Source organism: Mycobacterium sp. IS-1590 (genome assembly GCF_001500025.1).
GTDB lineage: Bacteria > Actinomycetota > Actinomycetes > Mycobacteriales > Mycobacteriaceae > Mycobacterium.
The window spans coordinates 59,232-75,613 of sequence record NZ_LQIW01000015.1 but is presented as its reverse complement, the minus strand read 5'-3'; the positions used below and the strand labels follow the sequence as shown (position 1 = coordinate 75,613).

The 16,382-nt window shown below is 68.7% G+C and carries 15 protein-coding genes; 10 read left to right on the top strand and 5 right to left on the bottom strand.

Features of this window, described 5'->3' with window-relative positions; translation table 11 throughout:
* The first annotated feature begins 168 nt into the window (after positions 1-168).
* A complete protein-coding gene (locus AU197_RS12835) occupies positions 169-1,677 on the top strand; it encodes a carboxylesterase/lipase family protein (protein WP_064403091.1) in 1,509 nt (502 codons plus the stop codon).
* Positions 1,678-1,689: 12 nt separating this feature from the next.
* Here AU197_RS12835 and AU197_RS12830 read toward each other — a convergent pair whose 3' ends face one another.
* The gene (locus AU197_RS12830; protein WP_064403079.1) at positions 1,690-2,190 is read right to left on the bottom strand and encodes an SRPBCC family protein; all 501 of its coding nucleotides are present in this window, start codon (positions 2,188-2,190) and stop codon (positions 1,690-1,692) included.
* 19 nt (positions 2,191-2,209) lie between these two features.
* Positions 2,210-3,127: an oxidoreductase gene (locus AU197_RS12825; protein WP_064403078.1), complete on the bottom strand. Its 918-nt coding sequence runs from the start codon at positions 3,125-3,127 to the stop codon at positions 2,210-2,212.
* A 77-nt stretch (positions 3,128-3,204) separates the two neighbouring features.
* Between AU197_RS12825 and aspS the strand changes: the two genes are divergently transcribed.
* Both aspS and AU197_RS12815 read left to right on the top strand, forming a co-directional pair.
* Positions 3,205-4,971, top strand: a complete 1,767-nt coding sequence (gene aspS / locus AU197_RS12820; protein WP_064403077.1) for an aspartate--tRNA ligase — start codon at positions 3,205-3,207, stop codon at positions 4,969-4,971.
* A 45-nt stretch (positions 4,972-5,016) separates the two neighbouring features.
* Entirely contained in the window at positions 5,017-5,883 is an 867-nt protein-coding gene (locus AU197_RS12815; RefSeq protein WP_064403076.1) for a DUF8686 domain-containing protein, read from the top strand.
* On the opposite strand, the gene AU197_RS12810 is transcribed toward AU197_RS12815, so the two are convergent.
* Positions 5,884-6,678 carry an SDR family NAD(P)-dependent oxidoreductase gene (locus AU197_RS12810; protein WP_064403075.1) on the bottom strand — a complete coding sequence of 265 codons (795 nt, stop codon included), beginning with the start codon at positions 6,676-6,678 and terminating at the stop codon, positions 5,884-5,886.
* Between the two features lie 67 nt (positions 6,679-6,745).
* Between AU197_RS12810 and AU197_RS12805 the strand changes: the two genes are divergently transcribed.
* Complete coding sequence (locus tag AU197_RS12805; RefSeq protein WP_064403074.1) at positions 6,746-7,168, top strand: nitroreductase family deazaflavin-dependent oxidoreductase; 423 nt, start codon at positions 6,746-6,748, stop codon at positions 7,166-7,168.
* A gap of 11 nt (positions 7,169-7,179) precedes the next feature.
* Here AU197_RS12805 and AU197_RS12800 read toward each other — a convergent pair whose 3' ends face one another.
* A complete protein-coding gene (locus AU197_RS12800; RefSeq protein WP_064403073.1) occupies positions 7,180-8,361 on the bottom strand; it encodes a thiolase family protein in 1,182 nt (393 codons plus the stop codon).
* A 94-nt stretch (positions 8,362-8,455) separates the two neighbouring features.
* On the opposite strand from AU197_RS12800, the gene AU197_RS12795 reads away from it, so the two are divergent.
* Genes AU197_RS12795 through AU197_RS12775 form a run of 5 tightly spaced genes read left to right on the top strand, consistent with a single transcriptional unit; the run spans position 8,456 to position 14,526 of the window.
* Positions 8,456-8,923: a winged helix-turn-helix transcriptional regulator gene (locus AU197_RS12795; protein WP_064403072.1), complete on the top strand. Its 468-nt coding sequence runs from the start codon at positions 8,456-8,458 to the stop codon at positions 8,921-8,923.
* Positions 8,924-8,956: 33 nt separating this feature from the next.
* Positions 8,957-9,895 (top strand): DUF389 domain-containing protein, encoded by a 939-nt coding sequence (locus tag AU197_RS12790; RefSeq protein WP_064403071.1) that lies wholly within the window; start codon positions 8,957-8,959, stop codon positions 9,893-9,895.
* Between the two features lie 20 nt (positions 9,896-9,915).
* The gene (locus AU197_RS12785) at positions 9,916-12,576 is read left to right on the top strand and encodes a circularly permuted type 2 ATP-grasp protein (RefSeq protein ID WP_064403090.1); all 2,661 of its coding nucleotides are present in this window, start codon (positions 9,916-9,918) and stop codon (positions 12,574-12,576) included.
* 53 nt (positions 12,577-12,629) lie between these two features.
* Complete coding sequence (locus AU197_RS12780) at positions 12,630-13,505, top strand: transglutaminase family protein (protein ID WP_156434407.1); 876 nt, start codon at positions 12,630-12,632, stop codon at positions 13,503-13,505.
* Positions 13,498-14,526, top strand: a complete 1,029-nt coding sequence (locus tag AU197_RS12775; protein ID WP_064403069.1) for a zinc-binding metallopeptidase family protein — start codon at positions 13,498-13,500, stop codon at positions 14,524-14,526. Before AU197_RS12780 ends, AU197_RS12775 begins: the two co-directional genes overlap by 8 nt.
* Positions 14,527-14,654: 128 nt before the next feature.
* On the opposite strand, the gene AU197_RS12770 is transcribed toward AU197_RS12775, so the two are convergent.
* Positions 14,655-15,455 carry an SDR family NAD(P)-dependent oxidoreductase gene (locus AU197_RS12770; RefSeq protein WP_064403089.1) on the bottom strand — a complete coding sequence of 267 codons (801 nt, stop codon included), beginning with the start codon at positions 15,453-15,455 and terminating at the stop codon, positions 14,655-14,657.
* A gap of 74 nt (positions 15,456-15,529) precedes the next feature.
* Here AU197_RS12770 and AU197_RS12765 point away from each other — a divergent pair, with 74 nt between their 5' ends.
* Entirely contained in the window at positions 15,530-16,366 is an 837-nt protein-coding gene (locus AU197_RS12765; RefSeq protein ID WP_064403088.1) for a DUF3097 domain-containing protein, read from the top strand.
* Positions 16,367-16,382: the final 16 nt, after the last annotated feature.

The following is a 16,382-nucleotide window of genomic DNA, read 5'->3' as shown; positions in this document are numbered from 1 at the left end:
TCGCCGTTGGCGGCCAGCCGCGAGCCGTTGTACAGCTGGAACTGACCGGCACCGTACACGAACGCGCCGCCGGGGATCGACACCAGCACCGGACGCGGCGCTCTGGTGTCGATCCGCATACCTTCGTTGAAGGTCATGACGTTCAGCTTCGCACACTACGATTCGCCCGTGGCCACCCTTGCCGGACATCCGGTGATCGTGCACACCGGCCTCGGGGATCTGCGCGGCACGACCGAGGGCGGTGTCGGGGTCTGGCGGGGCGTGCCGTACGCCGAGCAGCCCGTGGGCGAGCGCCGCTTCCTCGGCCCCGAGCCGAAGCGGCCGTGGGCCGGCGTGCGCGACGCGACCGAGCACGGCCCACTGCCACCGCAGGGCAAGTCGTTCGTCGGCGGTGGCCGCGACGATCCCAAGGTCCGCGACGAAGCCTGCCTCACCTTGACGGTGTGGTCGCCCGACACCAGCGCGTCGCTTCCGGTGATGGTGTGGATCCCCGGCGGCGCGTTCGTGTTCGGTGCCGGTCAGTTCCAGCTGTACAACGGCTCGCGGCTGGCCGCCAACGGCGACGTGGTCGTCGTCAACATCACCTACCGCATCGGCGTGTTCGGTGGCTTCGAGCTCGGTGACCTCGGGGAGGGTTTCGACGACAACTTGGCCCTGCGCGACCAGATCGCCGCGCTGCGGTGGATCCGCGACCACATCGCGGCCTTCGGCGGTGACCCGTCGCGCGTGACGGTGTTCGGCGAGTCCGCGGGCGCCACGTCGGTGCTCGCGCTGCTCGCCAGCCCCGCCGCCGAGGGCCTGTTCAGCCGCGCGATCGCCCAGAGCCCGGCACTGCCGCTGATCGCCGATCGGGAGCAGCGGGCCCAGCAGGCGCACGAGTTCGCGCGCCGACTCGGCGTTCCGGTCTCCGAGGTCAAGGGGCTGCCGCAACGCGAGTTGCGCCGCGCGGCGGGCAGGCTGCAACTCGAAAGCGCCGCGCGCACGCCGACGTTGGCATACGGGTTGACCTACGGCGTGGACCTGCTGCCGCGTCACCCGGTGGACGCCGCGCGCTGTGGAGCCATGCGACGGGTGCCGCTGATCATCGGGACCAACAGCCACGAGGCGTCGATGTTCGCCTGGGGTAAGCCGCCGATGCTGCCCACCAGCCAGGAGTCCGTCGACGCCTACTTCGCGCGTGTCGCACCCGACGCCCGACAACGGGTGCTGGCGGCCTACCCTGGCTTCCCGCGGCGGCGGGCGCTGCTCGAGTTCGCCTCCGACGTGATGTTCGGCGGTCCGACGTGGGCCTTCGCCGACGCCTACAGCAGGCACGCTCCCACCCACATGTACCGCTTCGACCACTTCGGCTTCAGCCTGCGCATGCTCGGTCTGGGCGCGACCCACGGCAGCGAGATCGTGCACATCCAGCACAGCTACGCGTCGTATCTCGGGCGCAAGATCCACCCGCTGGGGCGGCGCCTGCAGCCGGCGGTCGGCAGGCGCATGCAACGGGCCTGGCTCGACTTCGCTTCTCAGGGGTGGGACAGCGGCGAGATCCACTGGTCCAACGGACACGACTGGCCCGTCTACGACATCGAACGGCGCTGCACCCGCATCATCCTGTCCGCGCGCGACGCCGTCGTCTCCGATCCCGACGCCGCGCGCCGTGAAGCGTGGGTGGGGCTGTACTACTAGGCCGCGCGAAAATCAGGCCCCGAAGCGCCTGTCGGAGTAGTCGCGCAGGTTGTAGAGGAACTTCTGGAACAGCCAGCCCATCACCGGCTTGCCGAGCGTCATCCCGATCCGGGCGGCGGCGCCGTTGGGTTTCATCGCCATCACCCACGTCAGGTGGCAGCCTTGCGGCGTCTGCACCACCCGGTAGTCCTCGGCGAACGCGGCGATGCTCCCGGTCGAGGCCTCGTTGAATCGAAACGCCATGTGGCGGTAGGGATCCCAGGCGAGAAACTCCTCGTGGCCGACGATGCCGCCGCGCATCTTCACCGTCCTGGTGGTGCCGACACCGCGTGGTTCGGGGCTGGTCCAGGTGACTTCGGTGATGACGGTGGCCCAGTGCGGCCATGATTCCGCGTCCGCCAGCACCTCGAAGAGCTGTTCGGGTGTGATCGCGAGGTCGACGGTGCTGACGAACCGGAACGGCGCACTTTCGATGAAGCCCAGGTCGACGCGTTCACACGGCTGCATGGGCATACACAGTAAAGGATGGTGTCTAGCCGGGTCCGTCGCTCGCCGCAGCCAGCAGCGGCACCAGCACGTCGCTGATCGGCGTGCTCAGCCCGTGTTCGGCGCCCTTACGGGCGACGACACCATTGCGGATGTCCCACTCCAACTGCCGCCCGGCCTCGCGGTCGGTCAACATCGACGTGGTGATGTCCTCCGGCGATTTCGCGAGCAGCCCGACGATGTCGTCGACCACCTCGTCGCCCAGCGTCGCGCCCTCGGCCCGCGCGACGGCGAGGCACTCGGCCAGATAGCGGCGCGCCAAGGCGGCGACGTCGTCACGGCGGAACATGCCCGAGCGGCGACCGCTGAGCACCATGAACCCCACGACCGCGTTGACCAGGAGCTTGTGCCAGACGGCGTCGAGGAAGGTCGGATCGATCTCCACCGCGACCGCGCTGCCGGCGAACAGCACCGCCAACGTCTGCGCGCCCGCCGTGTCGGGCAGCACCAACCGAGCGCCGGTGCGCAACCGGACATGCCCCTGCGGTGTCGGCTCGGCCGAAATCCACACGGCCGCAGGCACTACCGTCGAACCCGGACACAAGCGGCCCACGCGCTCGACCTGTTCGACACCGTTCTGCAGCGCACACACGACGGTGTGTTCGTCGCACAGTCGCGCCAGCCAGCCGGCGGACTGCTCGTTCTGGGTGTCCTTGACCGCCAGCAGCACGACGTCGACCGGTTCGGGAATGTCGGCGGGGTCGGTCAGCACGGGGCCGGGCACCACGATCGGCTCACCGTCGTCGGGGCGCACCTCGACCGAGTCGCGCGGTGTGCGTCCGCACAGCGTCACGGCGTGTCCCGCCGCGTACAGCAGGGCGGCGACCGTCGATCCGATCGCACCGGGTCCGACGAGCGCGATACGGGTCGCGGAGTCAGGGTCTTCGCGCGAGCGCTCATCCACAGCGCCAAGTTACCGGCGAACTGCACCCCTCTACACTTGGGCAGTTGTCTTGTCGGGCGATTTCCTCAGGAGTTTCAGTGCTGCGCAGTCATGCCGCCGGATCGTTGCGGCCCGCCGACGCCGGTCAGAAGGTGACGTTGGCCGGGTGGGTGGCGCGCCGGCGCGACCACGGCGGCGTCATCTTCATCGATCTGCGCGACGCGTCCGGGGTGTCGCAGGTGGTGTTCCGCGAAGCGGCTGTCCTGGAGGCCGCGCACCGGCTGCGCGCCGAGTTCTGCATCGCCATCGACGGCGTCGTGGAGATCCGCCCCGAGGGCAACGCCAACCCCGAGATCGCAACCGGTGAGATCGAGGTCAACGCGACGTCGCTGACCGTGCTGGGGGAGAGCGCGCCGCTGCCGTTCCAGCTCGACGAGCAGCCCGGCGAGGAGGCGCGCCTGAAGTACCGCTACCTCGACCTGCGGCGCGAGGGGCCCGGCCACGCGATCCGGCTGCGGTCCAAGGTGAACGCCGCCGCCCGTGAGGTGCTCGCCCGGCACGACTTCGTCGAGATCGAGACCCCGACGATGACGCGCTCGACCCCGGAGGGTGCGCGCGACTTCCTGGTGCCCGCACGGCTGCAGCCCGGGTCGTTCTACGCGTTGCCGCAGAGCCCGCAGCTGTTCAAGCAGCTGCTGATGGTCGCGGGCATGGAGCGCTACTACCAGATCGCGCGCTGCTACCGCGACGAGGATTTCCGCGCCGACCGTCAGCCCGAGTTCACCCAGCTGGACCTCGAGATGAGCTTCGTCGACGCCGAGGACGTGATCGCGGTCTCCGAGGAGATCGTCGCGGCGCTGTGGCGGCTGATCGGCTACGAGGTACCCCTGCCGCTGCCCCGGATGACCTACGCCGACGCCATGCGCCGGTTCGGTTCGGACAAGCCCGATCTCAGGTTCGGACTCGAGCTTGTCGAATGCGCGGAGTTCTTCTCAGAGACCCCGTTTCGGGTATTCCAGGCGCCCTATGTCGGGGCCGTCGTCATGCCCGGCGGCGCCTCGCAGCCCCGGCGCACGCTGGACGCCTGGCAGGACTTCGCCAAACAGCGTGGACACAAGGGGCTGGCCTACGTGCTCGTCGGCGAGGACGGCACCTTGGGCGGCCCGGTCGCCAAGAATCTGTCCGACGCCGAACGTGCGGGTCTGGCCGACCACGTCGGCGCGAAGCCCGGTGACTGCGTGTTCTTCTCGGCGGGCCCGGCGAAGAGTTCGCGGGCGCTACTGGGCGCGGTGCGCACCGAGATCGCCAAACGCCTCGACATGATCGACCCGAACGCCTGGGCGTTCACCTGGGTGGTGGACCCGCCGCTGTTCGAGCCCGCCGATGACGCGACCGCACACGGCGACGTCGCGGTCGGATCCGGCGCCTGGACCGCGGTGCACCACGCCTTCACCGCGCCCAAGCCCGAGTTCGAGGACCGCATCGAGAGCGATCCGGGGGCCGTGCTGGCCGACGCCTACGACGTGGTGTGCAACGGCAACGAGATCGGCGGCGGTTCGATCCGTATCCACCGTCGCGATATCCAGGAGCGGGTGTTCGCGGTGATGGGTATCGACAAGGCAGAAGCCGAGGAGAAATTCGGATTTCTGTTGGAGGCGTTCACCTTTGGGGCCCCGCCACACGGCGGCCTGGCGTTCGGATGGGACCGCACCACCGCGCTGCTGGCCGGTGCGGACTCGATCCGCGAGGTGATCGCGTTCCCCAAGTCCGGAGGCGGTGTCGACCCGTTGACCGGTGCGCCCGCGCCGATCACCCCGCAGCAGCGCAAGGAATCCGGGATCGACGCCAAACCGAAGACCGACTGAATCCAATCGGCGTCGGTCAGCCGCAACGGAGGCTACGATCCGCGCGTGACAGGTGCGGTTCCGTCGGCGCCATCAGGTACGCCCAGGCGGCGACGGGTCACCGTCGTGACGACGGTCGTGGCGGTGATCGCCGTCTATGTCGGCTCTCTGGTGGGATACGCCCTGCTGGAGCCCGAGCACCGTCATTTCGAGTTCTCCGAGCCCTCGGTCACCGGCGAAACCGTCGTCATCATCCGGCTACGGGAGATGAACGCGATCCAGAACCGGCTCGTCGTCGACGTCCTGCTGCACCCCGGCCCGGAGCTGCAGACCGGCCGAACCGACGACGTCACGATCCGCCTGAGCTCGTGGACCAGTTCCGGCGAGCTGATCTATGTCCATCCCGCGTTGAGCGGCAACGACACGACGACCCAGCTGGTCGCCGTCGGGGACCCCGACGACTGGCCGTTCGACAGGTTCACCACCGACATCATCGGTGTGCAGGCTTTCGCGGGCGATGGTCCGGACCCACGCCCGATCGCGGCGGGGGTCGTCGTCGCAGGACAGATCAACGGATGGGACGTCCATACCGAACACGGCACCGCCGACAGGGTGTCGACCGTGCGTTTCACGATGGAGCGCACCAGGGGAGCGCTCGCGTTCGACGTCGGGGTCCTGCTGGTGTTGCTCGCGCTGCCGGCGGCCGCGCTGTTCGTGGCGATCGAGACGGTGCTGGGCCGCCGAAAGTTCCTGCCGCCGTTGACGACCTGGTTCGCGGCGATGTTGTTCGCGGTGGTCCCGCTCCGCAACCTGTTGCCCGGGGCGCCGCCGGCGGGCGCCTGGATCGATCTAGCGGTTGTCCTGTGGGTGCTGATCGCGCTGGCCGCGGCGATGGTGCTGTACGTCATCGCGTGGTGGCGACAGAAGGACTGATCAACGCGGCCAGTCGCATCCGGTGAGTCCAGCCGAGACGTCCCACAGGCGGCGGGCTTTCGCCGGATCGACGGCCTTTCGCCGCAACCGGGTGACCGTGGGCCTGCCGATCTGATTGAACCGCGGCGCCAGGTAGGTCCCGCTGGGCAGGTCGGTCGTCATCGCCTGCAAGGTGGCCCGCGCGCCCTGAGCGGGTGTGTGCATCAGGCGCCGGATTCGTTGATGCTCACCCATTCCGAGCGATCGGGTGATGTCGGTGTCGGTGGCACCGGGGTCGGTGGCGTAGGCGCGCACACCCCGATTCGCCAGCTCGGCGACGAACAGCAGGTTGGCCAGTTTGGATTCGCCGTAGGCGCTCCATTTCGAGTACTTGCGGCGGTGCCAGTTCAGGTCGTCGAGATGCAGTCTGGCGAACAGGTACGTCGCGCTCGCCACCGCGATCACCCGGTCGGTGATCCGGTCGGCCAGCAGGGACGTCAACGCGAAGTGGCCGAGGTGGTTGATGCCGATGTGGGATTCGAAACCGTCGGCGGTGCGCGTCAGCGGCATACCCATCACGCCGGCGTTGTTCACCAGCACGTCAACGGATTCCACCGAGTCGGCGAACGCGCGCACGCCGGCCAGGTCGGCCAGGTCCAGGGCGGCCACCTCGACGTCACCGGCGATCTCGGTTGCCGCCCGACGCCCCTTGTCGACATCGCGACAGGCGATCAGCACGCTATGGCCGTCGGCCGCCAGCGCCGCCGCCGTGGCCTTGCCGACACCGCTGTTACCGCCCGTCACGATTACCCGCATGGTCGTCGATTATCCGGATGCGTGATGCCTGTGGAATACCGGGAGCCCGCGGGGACTTGGAGAAGGAGTGACCGAGATCTCCAATCTCAAGGATTTCAACGCGAAAATTGTCGATGAGTTCCGCGCCAACGGCGGCAAGGTCGGCGGACCGTTCGACGGTGCCGACCTTCTGCTCCTGCACACCACCGGAGCGAAGTCCGGTCGGCCGCGGGTGTCGCCGCTGGCGTACATCCGCGTCGACGAGAAGGTCTACATCGTCGGATCGTTCGCCGGCTCCGACAAGGACCCGGCGTGGGTGCACAACCTCCGCGCGAATGCGCGAGTGCACATCGAGGTCGGGACCACCGAATACGACGCCACCGCTCGGGAGCTGCCCCGCCAGGAGCGCGACGAGCTCTACCCGAAGCTGGTCGAGTACGCGCCGTCGTTCGGCGAATACCAGGCCAAGACAAGCCGGGTCATCCCGGTCTTCGAACTCCTCCGGGCGTGATATCACACGGGTCAGAGGCGTTCGATGATGGTGGCGTTGGCCATGCCGCCGCCCTCGCACATCGTCTGCAGCGCATACCGTCCGCCGCGCTGCTCGAGCGCATTGACCATCGTGGTCATGATGCGCGCGCCGCTGGCGCCCAGGGGGTGACCGATCGCGATCGCTCCGCCGTTGACGTTCGTCTTGGCCAGATCGGCCCCGGTGTCCTGCGCCCAGGCCAGCACGACGGGCGCGAACGCCTCGTTGACCTCGAACAGGTCGATGTCGGCGAGGGTGAGCCCCGCGCGCTGCAGCACCTTCTCCGTCGCCGGGATGACGCCGGTCAGCATGTAGAGCGGATCGGAGCCGACCACGGTCATCGAGTGGACGCGCGCGAGCGGGCGCAGACCCAAACGCGCGGCCGCCTCGCTGGTGGTGATCAGCACCGCCGCGCTGCCATCGGACAGTGGCGACGAGTTGCCCGGGGTGATCTGCCAACCGATCTGCGGGAACCGCTGCTCGTAGGCGGGGTTGTAGAACGCCGGCTTCAGCGCGGTAAGCGTGTCGACGGTGGTGCCGGGCCGGATGATCTCGTCGGTGGTCAGGCCCGCGACCGGGATCAGTTCGTTGTCGAACCGGCCCTCTTTGGTCGCGGCCGCGGCCTTCTCGTGGCTGCCCGCGGAGAACTCGTCGAGCTGCTGACGCGACAGACCCCACTTGGAGGCGATCAACTCCGCGCTGATGCCCTGCGGCACAAGGCCTTCGGGATAGCGCTGGGCCATCGCGCCGAACGGGTCGCTGCCGGGTAGCACGCTGGAGCCCATCGGCGCCCGCGACATCGACTCGACACCCGCGGCGACCACGATGTCGTAGGCGCCCGAGATGACGCCCGCTGCGGCGAAGTGGATGGCCTGCTGGCTGCTGCCGCACTGGCGGTCGACCGTCGTGCCCGGCACCGATTCGGGGAATCCGGCGCCCAGAACTGCGTTGCGCGCGATGTTGACCGCCTGGTCGCCGACCTGGGTGACCGCCCCGGCGATGACGTCGTCGATCTCCAGAGGGTCGATGCCGGTTTTGGCCACCAGTTCCCTGAGACTGTGCGCGAGCAGGTCCACGGGCAGCACATCGTGCAGCGCGCCGCTCTGCTTGCCCTTTCCGATCGGGGTGCGAACCGCTCCGACGATGACGGCGTCCCGACCTGAGAATCCGGACATTGCTGCCTCCTAGCCTCCACGCTGAGTGAACTTGTCTATACCCAGCTATACCAGCTAGGTATAGTGAGAACAACTCAGGGGTACGGTGAATTCCATGACAGTTCTGCAGGGGAGGCTGGCCGACCGGGACGCCTGGTCGGCGGTCGGGGAGTGCCCCATCGAAAAGACGATGGCGGTGCTGGGCACCAAATCGGCGATGCTCATCATGCGCGAGGCCTTTTACGGCACCACCCGCTTCGAAGATTTCTGGCGTCGGGTCGGGATCACCAAAGCCGCTGCTGCAGCGCGACTTTCGGACCTGGTCGAGGCGGGTCTTCTGGAGCGGCAGCCCTATCAGGAGCCGGGCCAACGTAGCCGCGACGAGTACGTGCTCACCCAGGCCGGCCGGGAGTTCATGCCGGTGGTCTGGGCGATGTTCGAATGGGGTCGACGCCATCTGCCCAACCGCACGCCGTTGCGCCTCGCGCACCGGGGATGTGGCGCCGAGGCCACCGTCGAGATCCGGTGCGCCGACGGCCACCACGTGCCGCCCGAGGAACTGGCGGTTCGCCTGAAGCGGTGACGAGAGCCCACCCGCCATGCGTAGGGTGCCGGTGTGCTGCATCTTCGCGTCATCTCGCCGACAGATCAGCGCGACGCCGTCATGGCCGTTCTCCAGGACAACCCGGGCGTCACCCACATCGTCCTGCACCGCGACGCCGCGGTGGAACCGCGCGGCGACGAGATCACCGCCGACATCGCCAGGGAGTCGGCCAACGACGTCATCGCCGCGCTGAAGTCGCTACGAGTCAAGGAGCGCGGCGCCATCACGCTCGACTTCGTCGACACCGTGCTCTCCGCCCGCGCCTACCGTGCCGAGGACGAGGCCGACGGAGATCCCGCCGACGCCGTGGTGTGGGACGAGTTGGCGGTGCGCACCCGCGAGGAGTCGACGCTCAACGTCACGTTCCTGGCCTTCCTGTGTGTGGCGTGCCTGATCGCGGCGATCGGCGTGGTGACCGACTCGCCGGTGACGGTCGTCGGCGCGACGGTGGTGGGACCCGAGTTCGGGCCGCTGGCGGCGCTGGCGGTGTCGCTGGTGCGCCGGCGGAGGTATCTCGCGCAACGTGCCGCGCTGGCCCTGCTGGTCGGGTTTCCGGTGGCGATGCTCATCACGGCCCTGGTGGTGCTGGCAGGCGAGGCGATCGGCTGGATCTCGGTGACCAGCACCAGCGAACTGGATCAGGTCGACTTCATCTTCCAGGTCGGTCCGCTGTCGTTCGTCGTCGCGTTCCTCGCCGGGGCAGCGGGGATGCTGTCGCTGATCACCTCGAAATCCGCTGCCCTGGTCGGTGTTTTCATCTCGGTCATGACGGTGCCCGCGGCCGGCTTTGCCGTCGTTGCCGCGAGCGTCGGTGATTGGGGAGTCGCGGCCAAGTCCGCGACGCAGCTCGCGGTCAACCTCGTCGCGATCGTGCTGGCCGGCGTGCTCGTGCTGTGGATTCGCCGCCTGGCCGACCGACGGCACGCCGCACCGCGCCGTATCCCGGGCTGACCGGTTACCGTTCTGCACTGATGGCACTACCGGCACCGAATGTCCCCGACGACCTGCTGGCCAGGTACCGCACCGCGCGCATTCAGCAGGCGCTGTTCGACGTGCGACCGGGTGCGGGCAGCGGCTACGACGAGTTCGTCGACGGCGCAGGCGATATCCGCCCGGGGTGGCAGGAGCTGGCCGAATGCGTGGCCGCGCGCGGACAAATCGGTCTGGCGCAGCTGCGCGACGTCGTGCGCAGCCTGGTCGACAACGACGGCATCACCTACGTCCAGGTCGACCGGCGTGGCTCGGTGCTCGGGCAGGTCGGCACCAATGGCCACGAGCCCACGGAGCCGGGGCCGTGGCATCTGGACGCGCTGCCCCTGGTGGTCTCGGCCGACGAGTGGAACACGCTGGAATCCGGTCTGCTGCAGCGCTCCCGACTCCTCGACGCGGTCCTGGTCGACCTGTACGGGCCTCAGCTGTCGATCACCAGTGGCGTGCTGCCCGCTCCGCTGCTGTTCGCCCATCCGGGTTATGTCCGCGCCGCGCGGGGCATCGACCTACCCGGCCGCCACCAGTTGTTTCTGCACGGCTGCGATGTCAGCCGTGTCGGCGACGGCGGCTTCCGCGTCAACGCCGACTGGACGCAGGCACCCTCGGGGGCGGGCTACGCGCTGGCGGACAGGCGGGTTGTCGCGCACGCCGTTCCCGACCTCTACGAACGGATCGGGCCGCGGCCGGCGTCTCCGTGGGCGCAGGCACTGCGGTTGGCGCTCATCGACGCGGCCCCGGAGTCGGCCGAAGAACCCACGGTGGTGGTGCTCAGCCCGGGCATCCACTCCGAGACCGCCTTCGACCAGGCCTACCTCGCCGGTGTGTTGGGTTTCCCGCTGGTGGAGAGCGCCGACCTGGTTGTGCGCGAGGGCAAGCTGTGGATGCGCTCGATGGGAACGCTCAAGCGTGTCGACGTGGTGCTGCGCCGCGTCGACGCGGACTGGGTCGACCCGCTCGATCTGCGTTCGGACTCTCGGCTCGGAGTGGCCGGGCTCGTCGAGGCGCTGCGCCGCGGCACGGTGGCCGTCGTCAACACATTGGGCAGCGGTGTCCTCGAAAGCCCGGGGCTGCAGCGGTTTCTGCCTGAGCTCTCGGAACGGTTGCTCGGCGAGTCGCCGATGCTCGACACCACCCCGATGTACTGGGGCGGCATCGGCACCGAGCGTTCGCACCTGCTCGCCAACCTGTCGTCGCTGTTGATCAGACCGGTGACCGGTGGCCGCGCGCTCGTCGGCCCGGCCCTGACAGCCGATCAGCGCGGACAGCTGGCCTCGTGCATCGAAGCGACACCGTGGCAGTGGGTCGGCCAGGAACTGCCCCAGTTCTCCTCTGCGCCAAGCATTGTCGGTTCGGGAGGTGTGTCGGCGACGAATGTCGGCGTGCGCCTGTTCACCGTCGCTCAGCGCGGGGGCTATGCGCCGATGATCGGCGGCCTCGGCTACGTGCTGGCACCGGGAGACGCCGCGTACACCCTGAACACCGTTGCCGCCAAGGATGTCTGGGTTCGCGCGCCGGAGCGGGCCACCGTGGACCGGGTGCCGCCCGTCGAGCTGCCCGCGATCACGCCGAGCCCGACGCGAGCGGTGAGCTCGCCGCGCGTGCTTGCCGACATGTTCTGGGTGGGACGCTACGCCGAGCGCGCCGAGCACATGGCGCGTCTGCTCACCGTGACCAGGGAGCGCTACCACGAGTTCCACTACCGCCGGGACATGGACGGCAGCGAGTGCGTGCCGGTGTTGTTGACCGCGCTGGGCCACCAGACCGGTACCGACACCGGTGCCGACGGCGACGACGCGGAGATGGTCGCCACCGCACAGTCGACGCTTTGGTCGTTGACCGCGGACCGGCACCGCCCGGGATCGCTGGCGCAGTCCGTCGAGCGTCTGGGCCTGCTCACCCGTTCGGTGCGTGACCAGATGTCCAACGACACCTGGATGGTGCTGGCCGCTGTCGAGCGGGCGCTGCTCCACCCACCCGCGTCATCGGCCGGCCGCCCCGCCAACGAGCCGCCCGAGTCGCAGGCCGAGGGCGAGGCGTTCCTCACCGCGACGGCCAGCCTGACCCTCGCGGGCATGCTGGCGCTGTCCGGTGTGGCCGCGGAGTCGATGATCCGCGACGTCAGCTGGACGATGATGGACATCGGCAAGCGCATCGAACGCGGCCTCAACCTCACCGCGTTGCTGAGCGCGACCCTGACCACCGCCCGGAGCCCGGGCGCCGAACAGACCATCACCGAATCGACCCTGGTGGTGTGCGAGTCGTCGATCATCTACCGGCGCCGAATGCTCGGCAAGGTCAGCGTGTCCGCAGTCGCCGACCTCGTGCTGTTCGACGCCGACAACCCGCGCTCGCTGGCCTACCAGCTGGAGCGGCTGCGCACGGGACTCAAGGCGCTGCCCGGTTCCTCGGGTTCATCCCGGCCCGAGCGGATGGTCGACGACATCGGCACCCGGCTGCGGCGGCTCGACCCCGACGACCTGGACGAGATCGTGGACGGCAGGCGGATCGAGCTGGCCGAGCTGCTCGACGGGATGCACGCCGACCTCCGCGAATTGGCCAACGTCATCACCGCGACCCATCTGTCGCTGCCCGGCGGCATGCAGCATCTGTGGGGCAAAGACGAGCGAAGGTTGATGCCGTGACCGCTTTCCCGGACGGCCCGACCTCGTCGGCCGCCAGCCGCACCTACCGCATCATGCACCGCACCGTGTATCGCTACGCCGCCGATGTCACCAGTTCCTACGGCCGTGGCTTCCTCACCCCGCGGGACACGGCGCGCCAGCGCTGTCTGTCGCATGAGCTCGAGATCGATCCGCCTGCCGCCGACAGCTCCACCAGCCGTGACGTCTACGGCAACATCAGCTCCTACTTCCACGTGACCGAACGCCACCGAACGCTGACGGTGACCGGCCGATCGGTGGTCGAGGTCGACCCGCCGCCGCCCACGCTCTACGGAGCCGGTTCGGCGATGGCGCCGTGGGAGATCGCCCGCCCCGTCGGCGTGGACGCCGCGTTGGCGACCGAGTTCACCCTCGACCTACAACCGCCGGAGATCACGCCGGCGCTACGCGATTACGCGGCAGCGAGTTTCGAGCCGGAACGGCCGCTGATCGAGGCGCTGGGGGACCTGACGCACCGCATCTTCTCCGATTTCACCTACCGATCTGGCTCGACGACGGTGTCCACTCAGGTCAGCCAGGTTTTGGCGGCACGTGAAGGGGTATGTCAGGACTTCGCACGGCTGGCCATCGCCTGCCTGCGCGCCAACGGGTTGGCCGCCAGTTATGTGTCGGGTTATCTGGCGACCGATCCGCCGCCCGGGAAGGAACGGATGATCGGTATCGACGCGACCCACGCGTGGGCCGCTGTGTGGACACCGCAGAACCAGTGGCTGGGCCTGGATCCCACCAACGACCAGATGGTCGACGAGCGCTACATCACCGTCGGATACGGCCGTGACTATGCCGACGTCCCGCCGTTGCGCGGCATCATCTACACCGACTCGCAGAGCAGCGAGATCGACGTCTCCGTCGACGTCGAACCGTTCGAGGGGGGAGTGTTGCATGCGTGACTTCCTGTGCCCGAACTGCGGGCAGCGCCTCGCCTTCGAGAACTCACTGTGCTTGTCGTGCGGTCGGCCGCTGGGGTTCTCGCTCGACGACATGGCGCTGTTGGTCATCGCCACCGGCGACGAGCAGAACCACACCGGTTTCGTCGACGGCGAGAAGTACCAGCTGTGCGCGAACATGCATCTTGCCGAATGCAATTGGCTGGTGGAGAAGGGTCCGATTCACAAGCTGTGTGAGTCGTGCAGCCTCACCCGCACCCGGCCCCGGGATTCCGACACCAAAGCGCTCGCGGCGTTCGCCGACGCCGAGCGGGCCAAGCGGCGGTTGGTGGCCGAACTCTACGAACTCAAGCTGCCCATCGTCGGCCGGGACGAGGACCCCGACTACGGCCTGGCGTTCGACCTGTTGTCCAGCGAACATCAAAAGGTCTTCACTGGTCACGAAAACGGTGTCATCACTTTGGATCTCGCCGAGGGCGACGACGTGCACCGTGAGCAGTTGCGCAAGGCGATGGACGAGCCGTACCGCACGCTGCTCGGGCACTTCCGCCACGAGGTCGGGCACTATTACTACTACCGCCTGATCAGCGTGTCGCCCGAATATGACTCCCGCTTCCGCGAACTGTTCGGCGACCCCGACGCCGATTACCAGGCCGCGCTGGACCGCCACTACAACGACGGTCCGCCCCCGAACTGGGGGGAGAGCTACGTCTCCTCATACGCCACCATGCACCCGGCCGAGGACTGGGCGGAGACGTTCGCGCACTACCTGCACATCCGCGACACCCTCGACACCGCCGCCGCGTTCGGCGTGGCGCCGGCGGCGGCGACTTTCGAGCGAAAGGTGTTGGGGCCGAGCAGCTTCGATGCCATCATCGAGATGTGGCTGCCGCTGTCGTGGGCACTCAACATGCTGAACCGGTCGATGGGCAAGGAAGATCTCTACCCGTTCGTGCTGCCTGTGCCGGTGCTCGAGAAGATGCGGTTCATCCACACCGTCGTCGACGACATCACCCAGACCTAGTCCCACCACCTCCGCGAGCACCTCCACCACCTCCGCGAGCGCCCGTGTCTGCACGCGACACGCCGCGACAATTTGTCATTCCGCGGTCGCTCGCGGCGGTTGAGGAGCCACACCCGTCGCCAGCTCGGTCATCGGGTGCCCCTCGCACCCAACAGTTTCTGCATGAACTCGTGCGTGCGCAGCACGATCTTGGCGCGGTCCGGGTCGTTGCGACGTGCGACGTCGTCGGCGTTGCCGCCAGCAACATGTACCGGTCCATTGGCCAACTGCGCCAGACCTTCTCGCGCCACATCGGCGGGGTCGGCCACCCGCATACCGGGCACGTCGAAGTTCAAGCCCACCCGCTCCATCGCCGGTGTGCGGGTCACGCCCAGGACGAGTTCGAGCACGTCGACGCCGTACTCACGCAATTCGAGCCACAGACTCTCGGCGAAGATCCGGCCGAACGCCTTCACCGCGCCGTAGACGGTGTGACGCTCGGAGCCCAGATAGCCGGCCATCGACCCCACCATCAAGATGCCGCCGCGGCGACGGTCCCGCATCGGACGGCCGAAGTGCTGCACCAGCGCGAGCATGGTGCCGACGTTCAGGTCGATCACCCGCTGGAAGTCGGCGAGGTCACCGTCGAGAAAGTGCTCGCTGCAGGTGTTGGCCCCGGCGTTGTAGATCAGCAGGCCGACCTCGAGGTCACCGGTGATCGCCGCGGTGCGCTCGAGCGCGTCAGGGGAGGTCAGGTCGACGGCGAGGGTCCGCACCTCCACGCGGTTGCGGCGGCATTCCTCTGCCGTCTGCTCGAGCGGTTCGGGCTTGCGCGCGATCAGCACGAGGTGGACTCCCGCGCCGGCAAGTTGGTGGGCGAACTCGGCGCCGACACCTTCGGAGCCGCCGGCGATCACCGCCCAGGGTCCGTATCGCGCGAGATCGGTCATGCTCCGCATTGTCGCCGACGCGCCCGGGCGCGCCGTCGTGGGCTGTCGGCGAGCGGCGGCCCTACGATCGCCCGGTGGCTGACCGATACGGCTCCGACATCCTGGCCGACAACCCGCACCCGCGCAGGGTGCGCTCCACCGAACAGCCGGCCGAGATCGGGCTGGTCGTCGAGGACGCGCAGACGGGATACGTCGGCGCGATCGTGCGCATCGAGTACGGCCGTATGGAACTGGAGGACCGCAACGGCCGGCGCAAGCCGTTTCCCGTCGGGCCGGGCTATCTGATCGACGGCAAGCCGGTGATCCTGACCGCGCCCCGCCGGGCCGTACCCACGAGCACCCGCACCGCGTCGGGGTCCGTCGCGGTGCACGACGCGCGGGCCAAGGTCGCGCTGGCCAGCCGCATCTATGTCGAGGGCCGGCACGACGCCGAACTCGTCGAGCAGGTCTGGGGTGACGATCTGCGGATCGAGGGCGTCGTCGTCGAACACCTCGGCGGCGTCGACGATCTCGTGGCAATCGTCGAGGACTTCCGGCCGGGTCCCGGCCGCCGGCTCGGTGTCCTCGTCGACCATTTGGTCTCCGGGTCGAAGGAGGCACGCATCGCGGACGCGGTCCGGCGCGGCCCCGGCGGCCCGCACACGCTGGTCGTCGGGCACCCGTTCATCGACATCTGGCAGGCGGTCAAACCCGAGCGGCTCGGCGTCGAGGCGTGGCCGGTCGTGCCCAAGGGCGTCGACTGGAAGACCGGCGTCTGCCGCGCTCTGGGCTGGCCCGCCAGCGGACAGGCCGACATCGCACGGGCGTGGCAGCGCATCCGCAGGCGGGTGCGGGACTGGAACGACCTGGAGCCCGCGCTGATCGGGCGGGTCGAGGAGCTGATCGACTTCGTGACGCAACCCGCGTCGTGACGGCGTGGTAAGCAGA

What these genes read in the sequence shown, in the direction of transcription:
- AU197_RS12795 (WP_064403072.1), top strand. Translation starts at nt 8,456, where the DNA reads ATGACAGTTCTGCAGGGGAGGCTGGCCGACCGGGACGCCTGGTCGGCG.
- AU197_RS12785 (WP_064403090.1), top strand. Translation starts at nt 9,916, where the DNA reads ATGGCACTACCGGCACCGAATGTCCCCGACGACCTGCTGGCCAGGTAC.
- AU197_RS12775 (WP_064403069.1), top strand. Translation starts at nt 13,498, where the DNA reads ATGCGTGACTTCCTGTGCCCGAACTGCGGGCAGCGCCTCGCCTTCGAG.
- AU197_RS12830 (WP_064403079.1), bottom strand. Translation starts at nt 2,190, where the DNA reads ATGCCCATGCAGCCGTGTGAACGCGTCGACCTGGGCTTCATCGAAAGT.
- AU197_RS12780 (WP_156434407.1), top strand. Translation starts at nt 12,630, where the DNA reads ATGCACCGCACCGTGTATCGCTACGCCGCCGATGTCACCAGTTCCTAC.
- AU197_RS12770 (WP_064403089.1), bottom strand. Translation starts at nt 15,455, where the DNA reads ATGACCGATCTCGCGCGATACGGACCCTGGGCGGTGATCGCCGGCGGC.
- AU197_RS12800 (WP_064403073.1), bottom strand. Translation starts at nt 8,361, where the DNA reads ATGTCCGGATTCTCAGGTCGGGACGCCGTCATCGTCGGAGCGGTTCGC.
- AU197_RS12810 (WP_064403075.1), bottom strand. Translation starts at nt 6,678, where the DNA reads ATGCGGGTAATCGTGACGGGCGGTAACAGCGGTGTCGGCAAGGCCACG.